Source organism: Bradyrhizobium sp. 139, from assembly GCF_023074175.1.
GTDB lineage: Bacteria > Pseudomonadota > Alphaproteobacteria > Rhizobiales > Xanthobacteraceae > Bradyrhizobium.
This window is the reverse complement of the sequence record NZ_JADPKS010000135.1, coordinates 1-15,921: the sequence shown is the minus strand read 5'-3', so window position 1 is coordinate 15,921 and position 15,921 is coordinate 1. Positions and strand designations below refer to the sequence as shown.

Sequence of the window (15,921 nt, the reverse complement as noted above, 5' to 3'; positions counted from 1 at the left end):
CCCTTCCTGCCATGTCCTAACGTCAAGGTACAGAACAACAAAAGTCGGCATTGTCGTCATTCCGGGGCGCGACGAAATCGCGAGCCCGGAATCCATCGGGCCGCAATGAACGTGGTGAGATGGATTCCGGGCCTGCGCCTTGCGGCGCATCCCGGAATGACGAGATCGGATGTTGATGGTGAACGAACAAGACACAAAAAAGGAAACGCCATGATCGAATTCTTCTTCGACTGTTCGAGCCCCTGGACTTATCTCGCCTTCCACAACATCCAGCCGCTCGCCACGGAACTCGGCGCGGAGATCATCTGGCGGCCGATCCTGGTCGGCGGCATCTTCAACACGGTCAATCCGAGCGTCTACGCGCAGCGCGAGACGCCGGTGCCGCTGAAGGCGCGCTACATGAAAAAGGACCTCGCCGACTGGGCGCGCTCGGCGGGCCTTGCGATCAAAATGCCGCCGACCGTGTTTCCGGTGAACAGCGTCAAGGCGATGCGCGGCTGCATCTGGCTGGGACAGGACATGGTGCCGTTCGCGACCGCCGTATTCGAGACCTATTGGGGCGGCGACAAGGACATCTCGCAGGACGCGGTGCTGGCCGAGATATGCAAGAAGGTCGGCATCGACGAGCAAGAATTCTTCGCCGGCATTTCGGAGCAGGGAATCAAGGACCAGCTCAAGGCCAATACGGAAGAGGTCGTCGCCCGCGGCGGCTTTGGCTCGCCGACGATCTTCGTCGGCAAGACCGACATGTATTTCGGCAATGACCGCCTGCCGCTGATCCGCGAGGCGCTGCTGCGCCGCAAGGCGAGCGCAGCCTGATGGTGCGGGCCGTCGTCTGCCGCGCACTTGGCGCGCCCGAAGCGTTGTGGCTGGAAGAGTTTCCATCGCGCGCCATCAAACCGGGCGAGGTGCGGGTCGCGATCCGCGCCGCCGGGCTGAATTTTCCCGACGTGCTGATGGCGGCCGGCGAATACCAGCTTAAGCCGGAGCTGCCATTCACGCCGGGCATGGAGGCAGCGGGAGACGTGACAGAGATCGGCGCGGAGGTGCGCGGCGTTGCCGTCGGCGACAAGGTCATCGTCAAGATGCGCCATGGCGCTTTCACCGATGAAGCTGTGGTGACGCCCGCGCAGCTCACGCCGATGCCATCCACCTTCGACTACGCGGAGGCCGCGACCTATCTGGCCGGCCACGGCACGGCCTATCACGCGCTGATCGATCGCGGCAGGATCGAGCCGGGCGAGGTGTTGCTGGTGCATGGCGCCGGCGGCGGCGTGGGTCTTGCCGCGGTCGAGATCGGCAAGATGCTGGGCGCGAGCGTGATCGCGACCGCCTCCAGCGACGAGAAGCTCGCCATCGCAAAGGCGCGCGGCGCCGACCATCTCGTCCGCTACGACCGCGAGCCGTTTCGCGACGCGGTCAAGCGCATCACCGACGGCCGTGGTGCAGACGTGGTGTTCGATCCCGTCGGCGGCGAGGTGTTCGAGAACTCGATGCGCTGCATCGCCTGGGGCGCGCGGCTCCTGGTGATCGGCTTCACTGGCGGCATCGGTTCGGCCAAGACCAATCTCTTGCTGATCAAAGGCGCCAGCGTGCTCGGCGTGCGCGCGGGCGAAGCCGTGCGGAAAAACCCTGCGCTTGGCGAAGTGCGCCTGAAGGCGCTGCTGCAATGGGCGGAGGAGGGCAAGCTCCGCCCCAACGTCTCGCATCGCCTGCCGCTGGAGGACTTTGCAAAGGCGATGCGGCTGCTGATCGACCGCAAGGCGATCGGGCGCGTCGCGCTGGTGATGGATTGACGGTGCCGTGGGGTGGGCAAAGGCGCTCTTGCGCCTAGCCCACCATTCATCCGCGATCGAAAATCGAAATGGTGGGCACGCTTCGCTTTGTCCACCCTACGATGCGTCACTTATACTCCCGCTCGCTCCACCACGGGAAATAATCCGGCATATCGCTCGACACCTTGTTCTTGAACTGCGCCGGGCGCTTTTCCAGGAACGACACCACGCCTTCCTTGACGTCGTCCGAGCGGCCGCGGGCGTAGATGCCGCGGCTGTCGACCTTGTGGGCTTCCATGGGGTCGTCCGCACCCATCATGCGCCACATCATCTGACGGATCAGAGCCACTGATACCGGCGCGGTCTTGGCGGCGAATTCCTTGGCGAGCGCGCGGGCGGTCGGCAGCAGATCGTCCGGGGCTACGACCTTGCTGACGAGGCGGCCGGTGAGCGCCTCCTGCGCCGGGAAGACGCGGCCCGAATAGCACCATTCCAGCGCCTGCGAGATGCCGACGATGCGCGGCAGGAACCAGCTCGAGGCGGCCTCCGGCACGATGCCGCGCTGGGAGAACACGAAGCCGAAGCGGGCAGCATCCGAGGCAATGCGGATGTCCATCGCGAGTTGCATGGTGACGCCGATGCCGACCGCAGGACCGTTCACCGCGGCGATGACAGGCTTCAGGCACTTGAAGATGCGCAGCGTCACCTGGCCGCCGCCGTCGCGCACCTGCGGGTCGCTGTAATCGACCTTGCCGTCCGCGAAACGCTTTACCGGGCCGCGCCGCGCGTCGCGATCAAAGGTATCTGCGCCCGAGGAAAGATCGGCGCCCGCGCAAAAACCGCGGCCGGCGCCGGTGACGATGATGGCGCGGACCTCGTCGTCCTTGTCGGCGGCGTCGAACGCGTCGATCAACTCGGTCTGCATCTGCGCGTTGAAGGCGTTGAGCTTGTCGGGCCGGTTCAGCGTGATGGTGAGGATCTGCTCGTCGACCTCGTATTTGATCGTCTCATACGCCATGGTGGTTTCCTTCCTTGTCATTCTTGAATCGATTGTGTCATTGCCGGGCTTGACCCGGCAATCCATCTTTTTTGAAGAGGATGGATGCGCGGGCCGAGCCCGCGCATGACGATTTGTGCTTAGATGCTATCGCGCCGGCGGGCTGGGCCACGGCCGTTGCGGGCCGCGCAGGCTCTCGAAGGCCTTTGCCATGCCGAGCACGCCGATATCGTCGAAGCGGCGGCCGACGATCTGCACGCCGATCGGAAAACCCTTCGCGTCGAAGCCGCCATTGACGGAGACGGCGGGGTTCTCCGACATATTCCACGGCACGGTATAGGCGATGTGCTCGAACAGCTTCATGGGATCGTTGGTCGGCGAGGCCCATTCGGCCGGGTAGTTCACGTTCGGCGCGGTTGGCGAGATCACGTAGTCGAGCTCGCAGAACAGCTTTGAAGCGGCAGCGCGGATCGCCATGGTCTGGTTGAAGCCCCTGATGACGTCAACACCGGATAGCTTTGCGCCGGACTCGCCCCATCTGAAGATATAGGGCAGCACTTTTTCCTGCTCGGCCGGCGTCAGCTTCGACAGATCGTCCCACATCCGCGCGCGCCAGAAATTGTCGAGGCCGTCGAGCATCTCGCGCGTCAGGATGCCGTCGACTTCGGTCACGACGGCGCCGGCGGATTCGAATGCTTTCGCCGCCTTCACCGCGACCTCGCGCACCGGCTTCTCCAGCGCCAGGCCGACGCCGGGATCGAGCATCAGGCCGATGCGCAGTTTGCGTGGTGACTTCTCCAGGCCTTTCCAATTGAGAGGCTCGGCGGGCAGGCTCATGCCGTCGCGCCGGTCGGGCTTTGCGATCACGCTCATCATCAGCGCGCAATCATCAACCGTGCGGGTCATGGGACCGGCGACACGGCCGACATAGGTCGGGTCGATCGGCACGCGGCCAAAGCTCGGCTTGAAGCCGACGAGACCGCACCAGCCCGCAGGCAGGCGGACCGAGCCGCCGATATCGGTGCCGAGATGCAGCGGGCCGTAGCCGGCTGCAGCTGCTGCGCCTGCGCCCGCGCTGGAGCCGCCGGGATTCTTCGAGAGGTCCCAGGGATTGCGCGCCAGCGCGTGGAAGCTGGAGAGTCCCGAGGACAGCATGCCGTAATCGGGCATGGTGGTTTTTGCGAAGATGATCGAGCCGGACTCGCGCAGCCGCGCGGCGGGCGGTGCGTCCTTATCGGCCGGCACGAGCTTGACGCTGGCGGCGCCCAGCGGCACCGGCACGCCCTTGGTTGCGATGTTGTCCTTCACCGTGACCGGCACGCCGTCGAGCGCGCCGGACGGCTCGCCCCCGCTCCAGCGCGCGGTCGAAGCATTTGCAGCCTCGCGCGCGCTGTCAGGATCGAATGCATAGAGCGCCTTGAGGTGCGGTTCCCACGCAGCGACGTGCGCAAGCACGTCCTCCAGCACCTCGCTCGGCGAGAACTGCTTTGCGCGATAGCCTGCGATCAGATCGACTGCGGACAGATCATGCAGCGAGGTGACGACCTCTTCGACGCTCTTTTTGTGCATTGCTAACCTACCGGCATGCGCGTTTCGATGATCCGGGCGAACATGCTGGCGCCGATCGGCAGGATCTTGTCGTCGAGCACGTAGCCCGGGTTGTGCACGGGCACCGAGCCGTCATGGCCGACCCAGAAATAGGCGCCGGGGATGGTTTGCAGCATGTCGGCGAAATCCTCGCTGCCCATCTTCGGCTGGGTGCGTGTGATGACGTTGGCGGGGTTGACGACCGTGCGCGCGACCTCTTCGACCACCTTGGACTGCTCGACCTGGTTGACCAGCACGTCGAAGGTGTCGCGGATGTCGACGTCGATCACGCACTGATAGGCGCTGGCGATGCCGGCGCAGATGGTGCGGATGCGTTCGCTGATCAGGGTGCGGACTTCTTTCGAGAAGGTGCGGATGGTGCCGCACAGATGCGCGTCGCCGGGGATGACGTTGTAGGCGGAGCCGGCGTGAATCTGCGTGATCGACACCACCGCGGCCTGCAGTGGCTCGACGTTGCGGCTGACGATGGTCTGGATCGCCTGCGCCAGCGTGGTCGCGATGATCACCGCGTCCTTGGAGCGTTCGGGCATCGCACCGTGCGCGCCATAGCCGGTGATGCGGAGGTCGAAGAAGTCGGCGCTGGCCATCGCGGGACCGGGCAGGATCGCGATCTCGCCATGGTTGAGGTCGGGAGCATTGTGCAGGCCGTAGAGCTCGTCGCAGGGAAACTTCTCGAACAGCCCGTCCTTGATCATCGCGCGCGCGCCGCCGAGGCCTTCCTCGGCCGGCTGGAAGATCAGGTGCACGGTGCCGTCGAAATTCCTGGTTTCGGCGAGGTAGCGCGCGGTGCCGAGCAGCATGGTGGTGTGGCCGTCATGACCGCAGCCATGGAAGCGGCCGGGGATCTTGGAACTCCATTTCAGATTGGTGTTCTCCTCCATCGGCAGCGCGTCCATGTCGGCGCGCAGGCCGATGCGCTTGCCGCCCGAACCCTTGCCCTTGATGACGCCGATCACGCCGGTGCCGCCGAGACCGCGATGCACCTCGATGCCCCAGCTCTTCAGCTTGTCGGCGACGATGCCGGAGGTGCGCACTTCCTCGAAGCCGATCTCGGGATGGGCGTGGAGGTCGCGGCGGATGGCAGTGAGTTCGTCGGCATAGCCGTCGATGCGGTCGATCGTGGGCATGTGTTCCTGTCCGGTTGGCGTGACTTGGGATTAGTGCGACTTGGATTAGTGCGACTTGGATTAGTGCGACTTGGGATTAGTGCGACTTGGGAGTGAAAGCGGGGCCGTTCGGCTTGATGCGGATGCCCGGCCGCAGGCGCGTCCAGGGCAGCGTGGCGGTGTCGGCCGGCATTGCGCCGGGCGCGGCGCAGATCATCAGCTTTTCCGCGATCGGCTCGAAATCGGCGCGGAAGTGCACCGAGCTCTTGTTGACCAGAATCTTCTCTTCGGTCGGCTCGATGCCGACATAGCGATACATCGCCTGGTCGGCGAGCTGCGCCTTGTGCGAAGAGACGACGATACGCACGTCGCCGATGCGCAGGCACGCTGAGAGGCCCATCTCCATCTCGCGGCCGCCATAATAAGGGCCGGGCGCGATGAAGCGGCCATCAGAGAGCTTTTCGACGACGAAGGACTCGGTATAGGGCTCGTCACCGGGAATGCCGGACTTGCCGCCGAGCGACAGCGTCACGGTCGCGCCGACGCCGGCCGCATGCGCGGCCTTGGCCGAGACCGGATCGTAAATCGCGCCGGTCGCGGCACTGGCCTTGTTGCGCACCAGTGCGCGCAGCATGCCGGTGGTGTCGGAATCGCCGCCGGCGCCGGGATTGTCCTGGGTGTCGGCGATGATGATCGGCTTGCTCGCGCTCCTGGCGAGTTCCATCGCATGCCGCACGCCGTCGTCGGGCGACCAGATCTTGCCGTCGAAATCGTCTTCGTGGCTTTCGATCAATCTTACGATCGCATCAGCCGCGCGGTCGGCATCGGCCTGCGTCTTGCCATAGGCGAACACGCTCGGGCCGCAGTCGCAAAAATCGGCGGCGGGGAAGCCGGGTGCGAACGATAGCGTCGGAATGGCGTCGCTCTCCAGCGCGGCAAGCCTCTCGTAGATGCCCCTGGTCGGCTGGTCGTTGGTGCATTGCCAACTGATCGGGATCAGGAACGGCAATTGCCGGAAGGCTTTTGCGAAACGCTGCCTGGTCCTCAGGAGGAGCGCGAGGTGCGTTGCGGCGGCGCGGCCGGTCTCGGCCATGTCGACATGCGGATAGGTGCGGTACGCGATCAGCGCGTCCGCGTGTTCCATCATGTCGGGCGTGACGTTGGCGTGCAGGTCGAGGCTGGCAACGAGCGGAACGTCCTTGCCGATGACGCGGCGGACCCGCGCCAAAATCTCGCCTTCGCCGTCGTCGAGATGTTCGGTCACCATCGCGCCATGCAGGTCGAGATAGACCCCATCGAGCGGGCCGGCGGCTGCGATGCCGTCGACCATCACCCTCACGATGCGCTCGAAGGCGTCCCTGGTGACATGCGCCGACGGGCTTGCGCCGCAGGCGATCGTTGGAATGAGGTTCCAGCCATTCGCTTCGTCGCTGTCGACGAAGCCGGCGAGGCCGACATTAATGCGGCGCATCACCTTCAATACCTCGGCGCCTTCCGTCATCGCCGGCCAGCCGCCGCCATGCTGGAAGTCCGCGAAGGTCGCCTTCGTCGGAGCGAAGGTGTTGGTCTCGTGCAGGAAGCCGCCGACGGCGATACATGTCATTCAATCTGGTCCCACGCAAATGATGCGCGACGTTAGCCTTGGCCTTGCTGTGAGAGCAAGGTGGGAAGCAATCGCGCCATGCATAGGGTCAGATCGTTTTAGGAATGCTGCGGATACGGTGGGGTGAGAGCGCACCATCTCTCCCCGCAGTCATTCCGGGGCGCGCCCACTTGGGCGCGAGCTACGGTGCGCAATTGCGCACCTGAGAATCCATTGTGCAGCACACTCTGCCGCTCGATGGATTCCGGGCTCATCGCTTCGCGATGCCCCGGAATGACAGCGGAGAAACCTACGCGCTCGCGACCATACCCTCCGACACCGGTCGGAAATTCGCAAAATCCCAGCCGCGGCCAGGCGCTGCCTCGAGCAGCGCCCTGGTATAGGCTTCCTTCGGGTGTGTTAGCACTTCGGCGGCCGGGCCCTGTTCGACGACGCGGCCGTGCTGCATGACCACGACCTCATCGCAGATTTGGGCGGCGACGCGCAAATCGTGGGTGATGAACAGGATCGCGATGCCGAGCCGCTTCTGGATCTCGTCGAAGAGTTCCAGCACCTGCGCCTGAACCGAGACGTCGAGTGCCGAGACCGCCTCATCCGCCACCAGCACGTCGGGGTCGAGCGCGAGCGCACGGGCTATGGCGATGCGCTGGCGTTGGCCGCCGGAGAACTGGTGCGGATAGCGCGTCACGGCGTCCGCGGGCAGGCCGACGAGCTCGAGCAGCTCGCGCGCCCGCTTCATCGCATCGGCATGCGAGACGCCGTAATTGATCGGGCCTTCCGCGATGCTTTCACCGACCGTGACGCGCGGGTTGAGCGAGCGATAAGGATCCTGGAATACGATCTGGATCTTCTTTCGATGCGGCTGGAGCAGGCGACGCGAGATGTCGGAGATCTCGCGGCCGGCCAGGCGCACGCCGCCGGAGGTCGGATCGATCAGACGAACGATGCAACGCGCGACCGTAGACTTGCCCGAGCCGCTCTCGCCGACGATGCCGAGCGTGCGGCCCTTGCGCAGCGTCAGCGTAACCTTGTCGGCGGCGACGACCTCGCGGCCTTTGCCGAAGAACGCGCGCTCGCGATAGACCTTGCCGAGTTCGTTGGCCTCCAGCACCACCGGTTCCTTGCTCTCCTCACGCGGAGCCCGCGGCACCAGGCTCGGCACTGCGGCGAGCAGGTTGCGAGTGTACTCCATGGTCGGATTGCGCAGGATGGAATCGAGCGTGCCGGTCTCGACCAGGCGGCCCTGCCGCATCACCGCGACGCGGTCGGCGATCTCGGCCACCACGCCCATATCGTGGGTGATGAACAGGACGGCCGTGCCGTGATCTCGCTGGAGGTCGCGGATCAATGTCAAAATCTGTTTCTGCGTGGTGACGTCGAGCGCGGTGGTCGGTTCGTCGGCGATGAGGAGCTTTGGTTCGAGCACCAGTGCCATCGCGATCATGATGCGCTGGCGCTGGCCGCCGGAGAGGCGATGAGGATAGGAGGCGAAGATGCGCTCGACCTGGGGCAGGCGGACCTGCTCCATCATGTCGAGGATGCGCTTCTTCCGCGCTTTCGCGTCGAGATCGGTGTGGGCGCGCAGGACCTCGTCGATCTGGCGGCCGACCGGCACCACCGGATTGAGCGCGGTCATCGGTTCCTGGAAGATCATCGCCATCTGCGTCGCACGGAGCTGGCGCAGGCGGCGGTCGGTCGCGGTGAGCAATTCTTCACCGACCAGCTTGATGCTGCCGCCGGTGGGCACCAGCGTACCCTTCGGCAAAAGGCCCATCGTGGTGAGCGAGGTCACCGATTTGCCCGAGCCGCTTTCGCCGACCAGACACAGCGTCTCGCGCTCGCGGACCTGGATCGAGATGCCGTCGAGGATGTTCGCGCCTTTCGGCTTCTTGCCGATGGAGACGACGAGGTTGTTGATGTCGAGGATGGTGTTGGTCATCACTTGCCTTCCCGCTGCTTCATGCGCGGATCGAGGGCGTCGCGCGCAGCGTCGCCGATCAGGTTGATGCTGAGGATCGCGATCGAGAGCAGCAGGCCCGGCCAGAAGATCAGCGTCGGCTTGAGCTGAAAGTACTGGCGGCCCTCGGCCATGATGTTGCCCCAGGTCGGCGTCTCCGGGGAGATGCCGGCGCCGAGGAAGGAGAGGATGGCCTCAGTGAGGATCGCGGAGGCGCAGACGTAGCTGCCCTGTACGATCAGCGGCGCGATCGTGTTCGGCATCAAATGCCGCCACATGATCTTCGGCAGGGATGAGCCGACCGAGATCGCCGCTTCAACATAGGGCTCCTCACGCGCCGACAACACGACCGAGCGCACCAGGCGAGCCACGCGCGGAACTTCGGGAATCGTGATCGCGATCAGCACGGTCCAGATGCTGGCGCCCGACAGCGACACCACGGCGATCGCGAGCAGGATGCTCGGCATCGCCATCAGGCCGTCCATGATGCGCATCATGACGGAATCGACCAGCTTGAAGAAGCCGGAGACGAGGCCGATCGCGAGGCCAATGACGACCGACATGATCGCGGAGCCGATGCCGATCAGAAGCGAGACGCGGCCGCCATACATGACGCGCGAGAGCAGATCGCGGCCATAGGCGTCGGTGCCGAGCAGAAACTGCGACGAGGAGGCCTTCAGCCGCTGCGACGGCGCAAGCTGGATCGGGTCATGTGGCGCGATCAGCGGCGCCAGGATCGAGATCAGCACGATCAGCGCGAGGCACATTGTTGCCGCCGCGATGATCGGCGTCGAGGTGAGGAATCCGAAGCGCAGCCGCAGCGGCGACGTGATCGGAATGGACGACTGGGGAAGGCTATCGACCGACATTTTGTTCTTATCCTTGCCTCAGTACCGGATCCGGGGATCGAGCAGCGTATAGGCGACATCGATCAGGAGATTGACGACGACATAGATCAGCGACGTCAGCAGGATCATCGCCTGGATCACCGGATAGTCGCGCGCCAGCACGGCGTCCACGGTGAGGCGGCCGATGCCGGGGATGTTGAATACGCTCTCGGTAACGACGACGCCGGAGATCAGCAGCGCAAAGCCGGTGCCGATCACGGTGATCACGGGGACGGCGGCATTGCGCAGCGCATGCCGCATCATCACCGCGACCTCATTGATGCCTTTTGCGCGAGCGGTGCGGACGTAATCCTCGCCGAGCACGTCGAGCATCGCGGCCCGCGTCATGCGGGCGATCAGCGCGATGTAGATGAAGGACAGCGCGCAGGTCGGCAGGATGATGCGCTCGAAGAACGGTCCAAAACCGTTCGAGATGCTGCGGAAGCCCTGCACCGGCACCCAGCGCAGGTCGATCGCAAACACTTCGATCAGGAGATAGCCGACCACGAATACCGGCACGGAGAAGCCGAGCACGGAAAGCCCCATCACGAACCGGTCGATCCAGGTGCCGTGTTTCCACGCCGCGACCACGCCGAGGGGAACGGCGACGATGACGGCGAGGAGGATGGTCGACAGCGCGACCGAGATCGACGGCTCGACGCGCTGGCCGATCATCTTCATGACGGGTAGGTTGGAGATCAGCGAAGTTCCGAGATCGCCGTGCAGCAGCTTGTTCACCCAGGTGATGAACTGCACGATCAGCGGCTCGTTGAGGCCGAGCGAGGTGCGGATACGTTCCAGTCGCTCCGGCGTGGCGTTGTCTCCGGCGAGAATCGCGGCAGGATCGCCGGGCGTCAGCCGCAGCAGCAGGAACACGAACAGCGCGACGACGCCCATCACGGGCACCGCGGCCAGAACGCGGCGAATGAGATAACCTAGCATGCACCTATCTCCCGCTGCGGAACTTGTGGGGCCGAGGGCCCCACGTGGAATCGATTGTGTCTATCATGCACGCCTGTCACTCGAGCTGGAAAGCCGACCGGAGAAGCCGATCTTTCGGGGCAAATTGTGTGCCAAGGGCAGGACGGTCGCAAGTGGCCGCCCAGCTTCCGACATCGACCACTCAGGATGCATGCCGCAACTCGCGCTCAACCTTGAGTGACAGTGCGGACGGCGGTGCGTTGAGCCCGCGCCAGCCGTCGATGCTCCCGGCAATCATCTGCGCGGTCGCGGCCGACAAGGTCCAGCCGAGATGGCCGTGGCCGGTGTTGAAGAACACGCCGGGCATCCGTCCCGCGCGTACCACCGGCATCATGTTGGGCATCATCGGTCGCAGCCCCGCCCAAGGCACGACGCGTGACGTCTCGATGGCGGGGAAGTTGCTGCGCACCCAGTCGACCAGCGGCTGCACGCGGTCGGCGCGAATGTCCCGGTTGAAGTCGTTGAATTCGGCGGTGCCTGCGACGCGGAAGCGATCGGCGCCGAGCCGGCTGGTGACGATCTTGGCGGACTCGTCGAGCAGGCTCACGGTCGGTGTCGCGTTGCGGCTTGCGGCGGTATCGAGCTGCACGGTGATCGAGTAGCCCTTCACCGGATAGACGTTGACGCGCTCGTCGAGCAGGGCGGCGAAGCGACGGCTGGCAACGCCGGCACAGACCACGATGCCGTCCGCCTTCAGCATGCTGCGCGCGGACGTGACAGCATCGCTTGCGGAGAGGTCAGCCCAACCGATGACAAAGCCGCCGCCGGCGCGAGCAATGGAATCGATGTTGGCTTCGTGGATAAAGGTCGCGCCGCGCCGCTTGCAGGCTTCCGCAAGCCCGCGCGTGAACTTGTGGATATCGCCGGTCGCATCCGACGGCGTGTAGAAGCCGCCATAATAGTCCTTTCGCAGCGCCGGCTCGATCTCGCGGATCTCTTCCGGCGTCACCGGGCGGCGATCGAGGCCACCTTCCTGCAACAGCGCGTTGACGCGCAGGCCGGATTCGAAGCCTTTCTTGTCGCGATAGATGTGGAGGATGCCGCGGCGTTCGAGATCGAACTCGATGCCTTCGCGTGTCGCGATCGCGAACAGATGCTTGCGGGCTTCGATCGCGAGCCGCGTGGTCTCGATGGTGTTGGCGCGGTAGTTGCCGATGTTGGCGACGAACTCGCTCATCCAGGAATACTTGTGCCAGTTCGGCCGCGGGTTCATCAGCAGCGGAGCGTCGCGCCGGAACATCCAGCGCAGGCCTTTGAGGATCGTCGCGGTGCTGTTCCACACTTCGGCATTGCTGGCGGAGAGCTGTCCGCCATTGGCGAAGGACGTCTCCATCGCGGCGTAGCGGTGCTTGTCGAGCACCGTCACCTTGTATCCGCGTTCGAGCAGGGCATAGGCGGTCGTCACGCCGGTAATGCCGGCGCCGATAATGGCGATATGGGTCATGGCAGGTTTCGGGGCTCCCGTGAGTTAGAGTCGGCTAACCGCCGGCGAATGGCCGTTGGCGGCGCCCCATCTGTCACGGTTACCTGAGAGCTTGATCCGGCGGGACCTCGACGAGATCTTTGCGACGGACTGTCCCCTTCGGTGGACGTCACGACCTGAATCGTGCCGTCTCTCTCCAGATCGTCCTGACGATACAGTCCTTTTGCCTGAGAGTTTCCGGGGCGGTTGCTCCGTCGGCGCCGCAACGAAAGCTTGAAACCTTCGTCGCGATCTCTCCCGCGTCGTCGCGTGGACAATCGAGCAGTACGATGCGCCTCATTTTTAGACAAGGCTAAATTTCAACCGCGACTGCCAACGTATTGTGCAGTGCGAAGTCGATTCAATTTACTCCAGCGTCGCCAGCAGTCCCGCCATCAGCCGGGCGCGCTCGACCAGGCTCTCGACCTCGATGAACTCCTCCAACGTGTGGCCATTGCCGCCGCGCACGCCGAGGCCGTCGAGCGTCGGGATGCCCATCGCACCGGTGAAATTGCCGTCGGAGCCGCCGCCCGAACTCGCATGCGGCAGTTCGGCGCCGAGCGATTTTGCGATGCTGCGCGCCTTCTCATACAGCGCCATTGTGCCGGCATCCGGCTCCCACACGGGTCGGGTGACGCCGCGGGTGACCTTGAAGGTGACATCATTGCTCGTGCCCGACAGCGCCAACATCTTCTCGACGCCGCGGTCGAGATCGGCCTGGCGCTTGGCCATCGACAGCGCCTCGCCGGTGGCGGTCGTGGCAACGCAATTGACCCATTGTCCGCCATGCACGACGCCAACCGAGAAGGTGCAGTCCTCCGACGTCATCGCGTCGATGGCGAGGATCTGCCGCGCCATCTCGCGGATCGCCGAGCGTCCGGCTGACAATGTCGCGCCGGCATGGCTCGGCCGTCCCGTCGCCTCGAGATTGAAGCGCGCGATGGCGTAACGTCCAGTGGTGACGCCGTTGTCCGCGCGGCCGGGCTCGGGCACCAGCACATATTTGTTGCGCGCGGCCTCCGCCTCGATGATGTCTCGCGTCGAGGGCGTGCCGACTTCCTCGTCCGGCGTGAACAGCACTGTGATCGGCAAGGGCGTGGTGAAGGACGCGCGCGCCAGCTGCCGGATCGCTTCGAGCGAGAGGTAGTTGCCACCCTTCATGTCGTAGATGCCGGGGCCGTAGCACTTGTTGCCCTCGCGCCGCCATTTCAGCTTCGCGATGGTGCCGACCGGGTGGACGGTATCCATGTGCCCCGCGATCAAGATGCCCGGCTCGCCCTGCTTCGGATGCGGGAAGCGCGCGCGGATCACGCCGCCAAAGCCTTGCCGGCCGGCGATGCGTTCGATCGTCGCACCCATGATCGCCATATCCCGCGCTGCGATATCGAGCATGCGATCGACCGCGCCCGCGTCCCAGGTCGGGCTCTCGCATTCCACCCAGGTGCGCAGGCCCTGGAGCATCGCCTCGGAATCGAAAGGAAGATTGGCTGGATTCATCTCAATGTCTCTCAAGCTTCGAAAGATGGAACGCGCATTGCATCGGCGCAGGGCAGGACGAGTGAGAGCGTTGTAGAGCCAAACCGATCTTTGTAGAGCCCGTGCGCGCGCCGCTGGGGCTTGCAGCGAAACCGGATTGACGCGCTAGGCAGTGTCTGCAAGTCTCGAAAAGATAAAGGCATTGCATGAGGTTAGTTGGCCTAAAGAACGAACCTGATGCTTAATCAATAACCGGCCTTTGAACAGTTTCACGTCAGGAGAAATTTTTATGTTGAGCTTGATGCGCCGGGGGCGTCGCACGTTCGCCTCCAAACTTGCGCTATCGGTCGTCGCGCTTTCGACCGTGCTGGTCTCGCCGGTGCTTGCGGCGGGCAAGACCATCACCGCCGTGATGCATTCGGATCTGCGCATCATCGATCCGATCTTCACCACGGCCTACATCACGCGTGACCATGGCTACATGGTCTACGACACGCTGATCACGACGGATGCGAACTTCAAGATCCAGCCGCAGATGGCGGACTGGAAGATCTCCGACGACAAGCTCACCTATACCTTCACGCTGCGCGACGGCCTCAAGTGGCACGACGGCGCGCCGGTGACGGCGGACGACTGCGTCGCTTCGCTGAAGCGCTGGGCAGCCGTCGACGGCATGGGCCAGCAGTTGATGACTTTCACCGCCAGCATCGAGGCGACCGACCCCAAGACCATCACGCTGAAGCTGAAGGAGCCCTACGGCCTGGTGTTGGAGTCGATCGGCAAGCCATCCTCGCGCGTTGCCTTCATGATGCCGAAGCGCCTGGCCGAGACGCCGCCGGACAAGCCGATTCCCGAGCAGATCGGTTCCGGCCCGTTCAAATTCGTGCAGGGCGAATTCCAGCCCGGCGTGAAGGCGGTCTACATCAAGAACACCGATTACGTGCCGCGCAAGGAGCCGGTGAGCTGGACCGCCGGCGGCAAGGTGGTGAAGGTCGACCGGGTCGAATGGGTTACGATGCCGGACTCGCAGACTGCGGTGAACGCGCTGCAATCGGGCGACATCGATTTCCTGGAGAATCCGTCGTTCGATCTCGTTCCGGTCCTTGAGGGAAATCCGGATCTCAAGGTCGAGGTGCTGAACAAGTTCGGCTTCCAGACGCTCGGACGCATGAACTTCCTCTATCCGCCGTTCGATAACGTCAAGGTTCGTCGTGCGGCGCTGATGGCGATCAAGCAGAAGGACGTGCTCGACGCGCTGATCGGCAATCCCAAGTACTACAAGATCTGCGGCGCCTTTTTCATCTGCGACACGCCATTCGCGACCGACGTCGGTTCCGAATCGCTGGTCGAGGGCAACGGCATGGCGGAAGCCAAGAAGCTGCTCGCCGAGTCCGGCTATGACGGTACTCCTGTCGTGATCATGGCGCCGGGCGACGTCACCACGCTGAAGGCCCAGCCGATCGTTGCTGCGCAGGCGCTTCGCGAAGCGGGGTTCAAAGTCGACCTGCAGGCAACCGACTGGCAGACCGTGGTGAGCCGCCGCGCCAGCCAGAAGCCTCCGAAGGAAGGCGGTTGGAACATGTTCTTCACCAACTGGGTCAGCGCCGACGTCTCCAACCCGATCTCCAACCTGTCGATCGGCGGCCAGGGCAAGAAGGGCTGGTTTGGCTGGGCGGAGAACGCCAAGATCGAAAAGCTCAAGGACGACTTCGTTCGCGCCGCCTCGCTCGACGATCAGAAGAAGATCGCGACCGAGATCCAGAAGGAAGCCTATGATCAGGTGATCTACGTTCCGCTCGGCCAGTATCTGGCGCCGAGCGCGTGGCGGAAGTCGCTCACCGGCGTGCTCGACGGCCCGGCGACCCCGGTGTTCTGGAATGTCGACAAGACGGAGTAACGTCTCCGCCTGTGTATGAACGCGAACGGCGCCGCAGATCCAGCGGCGCCGTTTTTCTTTGGTGCGCCCAGCATGATCCGGGCGTATCTGAACAGCGGGATCATGAACGATGGCGTGATCCAGACGCGCACGATGGGGACGCCGCAAGGCGGGCCGCTATCGCCGCTGCTGG

At 64.3% G+C, this 15,921-nt stretch carries 12 protein-coding genes and 2 riboswitches; of the genes, 3 read left to right on the top strand and 9 right to left on the bottom strand.

Translation table 11 applies throughout. The features are described from left to right. Positions 1-210 precede the first annotated feature (210 nt). Both IVA80_RS30035 and IVA80_RS30030 read left to right on the top strand, forming a co-directional pair. Positions 211-819 (top strand): 2-hydroxychromene-2-carboxylate isomerase, encoded by a 609-nt coding sequence (locus IVA80_RS30035; protein WP_247438277.1) that lies wholly within the window; start codon positions 211-213, stop codon positions 817-819. Next, complete coding sequence (locus IVA80_RS30030) at positions 819-1,796, top strand: NADPH:quinone oxidoreductase family protein (protein WP_247438275.1); 978 nt, start codon at positions 819-821, stop codon at positions 1,794-1,796. Before IVA80_RS30035 ends, IVA80_RS30030 begins: the two co-directional genes overlap by 1 nt. Positions 1,797-1,902: 106 nt before the next feature. Here IVA80_RS30030 and IVA80_RS30025 read toward each other — a convergent pair whose 3' ends face one another. The 9 genes from IVA80_RS30025 to IVA80_RS29985 form a co-directional block, all read right to left on the bottom strand. Beyond that, a complete protein-coding gene (locus IVA80_RS30025; protein ID WP_247438274.1) occupies positions 1,903-2,793 on the bottom strand; it encodes a crotonase/enoyl-CoA hydratase family protein in 891 nt (296 codons plus the stop codon). Positions 2,794-2,919: 126 nt separating this feature from the next. Next, on the bottom strand, positions 2,920-4,341 hold the full coding sequence (locus IVA80_RS30020) for an amidase (RefSeq protein WP_247438273.1): 1,422 nt from the start codon (positions 4,339-4,341) through the stop codon (positions 2,920-2,922). A 2-nt stretch (positions 4,342-4,343) separates the two neighbouring features. After that, positions 4,344-5,507, bottom strand: a complete 1,164-nt coding sequence (locus tag IVA80_RS30015; RefSeq protein ID WP_247438272.1) for a M20 aminoacylase family protein — start codon at positions 5,505-5,507, stop codon at positions 4,344-4,346. A 76-nt stretch (positions 5,508-5,583) separates the two neighbouring features. Further along, positions 5,584-7,089 (bottom strand): M81 family metallopeptidase, encoded by a 1,506-nt coding sequence (locus tag IVA80_RS30010; RefSeq protein ID WP_247438271.1) that lies wholly within the window; start codon positions 7,087-7,089, stop codon positions 5,584-5,586. 289 nt (positions 7,090-7,378) lie between these two features. After that, positions 7,379-9,028: an ABC transporter ATP-binding protein gene (locus IVA80_RS30005; RefSeq protein ID WP_247438270.1), complete on the bottom strand. Its 1,650-nt coding sequence runs from the start codon at positions 9,026-9,028 to the stop codon at positions 7,379-7,381. Continuing rightward, entirely contained in the window at positions 9,028-9,915 is an 888-nt protein-coding gene (locus IVA80_RS30000) for an ABC transporter permease (protein WP_247438269.1), read from the bottom strand. Before IVA80_RS30000 ends, IVA80_RS30005 begins: the two co-directional genes overlap by 1 nt. Positions 9,916-9,933: 18 nt before the next feature. Then, positions 9,934-10,875: an ABC transporter permease gene (locus IVA80_RS29995; protein ID WP_247438268.1), complete on the bottom strand. Its 942-nt coding sequence runs from the start codon at positions 10,873-10,875 to the stop codon at positions 9,934-9,936. Between the two features lie 181 nt (positions 10,876-11,056). After that, entirely contained in the window at positions 11,057-12,358 is a 1,302-nt protein-coding gene (locus tag IVA80_RS29990) for a D-amino acid dehydrogenase (protein WP_247438267.1), read from the bottom strand. 68 nt (positions 12,359-12,426) lie between these two features. Beyond that, positions 12,427-12,539: riboswitch (glycine riboswitch) on the bottom strand. Positions 12,540-12,542: 3 nt separating this feature from the next. After that, positions 12,543-12,647: riboswitch (glycine riboswitch) on the bottom strand. Between the two features lie 95 nt (positions 12,648-12,742). Then, the gene (locus tag IVA80_RS29985; RefSeq protein ID WP_247438266.1) at positions 12,743-13,873 is read right to left on the bottom strand and encodes a M20/M25/M40 family metallo-hydrolase; all 1,131 of its coding nucleotides are present in this window, start codon (positions 13,871-13,873) and stop codon (positions 12,743-12,745) included. A gap of 268 nt (positions 13,874-14,141) precedes the next feature. Here IVA80_RS29985 and IVA80_RS29980 point away from each other — a divergent pair, with 268 nt between their 5' ends. Then, entirely contained in the window at positions 14,142-15,749 is a 1,608-nt protein-coding gene (locus IVA80_RS29980; RefSeq protein WP_247438265.1) for an ABC transporter substrate-binding protein, read from the top strand. The last annotated feature ends 172 nt before the right edge of the window (positions 15,750-15,921 follow it).

Bases quoted from the DNA above. Each gene is read 5' to 3' on its own strand.
- IVA80_RS30005 (WP_247438270.1), bottom strand. From the start codon at position 9,028: ATGACCAACACCATCCTCGACATCAACAACCTCGTCGTCTCCATCGGC.
- IVA80_RS30035 (WP_247438277.1), top strand. From the start codon at position 211: ATGATCGAATTCTTCTTCGACTGTTCGAGCCCCTGGACTTATCTCGCC.
- IVA80_RS29990 (WP_247438267.1), bottom strand. From the start codon at position 12,358: ATGACCCATATCGCCATTATCGGCGCCGGCATTACCGGCGTGACGACC.
- IVA80_RS29995 (WP_247438268.1), bottom strand. From the start codon at position 10,875: ATGCTAGGTTATCTCATTCGCCGCGTTCTGGCCGCGGTGCCCGTGATG.
- IVA80_RS30000 (WP_247438269.1), bottom strand. From the start codon at position 9,915: ATGTCGGTCGATAGCCTTCCCCAGTCGTCCATTCCGATCACGTCGCCG.
- IVA80_RS29985 (WP_247438266.1), bottom strand. From the start codon at position 13,873: ATGAATCCAGCCAATCTTCCTTTCGATTCCGAGGCGATGCTCCAGGGC.
- IVA80_RS30020 (WP_247438273.1), bottom strand. From the start codon at position 4,341: ATGCACAAAAAGAGCGTCGAAGAGGTCGTCACCTCGCTGCATGATCTG.
- IVA80_RS30025 (WP_247438274.1), bottom strand. From the start codon at position 2,793: ATGGCGTATGAGACGATCAAATACGAGGTCGACGAGCAGATCCTCACC.
- IVA80_RS30010 (WP_247438271.1), bottom strand. From the start codon at position 7,089: ATGACATGTATCGCCGTCGGCGGCTTCCTGCACGAGACCAACACCTTC.
- IVA80_RS30030 (WP_247438275.1), top strand. From the start codon at position 819: ATGGTGCGGGCCGTCGTCTGCCGCGCACTTGGCGCGCCCGAAGCGTTG.
- IVA80_RS30015 (WP_247438272.1), bottom strand. From the start codon at position 5,507: ATGCCCACGATCGACCGCATCGACGGCTATGCCGACGAACTCACTGCC.
- IVA80_RS29980 (WP_247438265.1), top strand. From the start codon at position 14,142: ATGTTGAGCTTGATGCGCCGGGGGCGTCGCACGTTCGCCTCCAAACTT.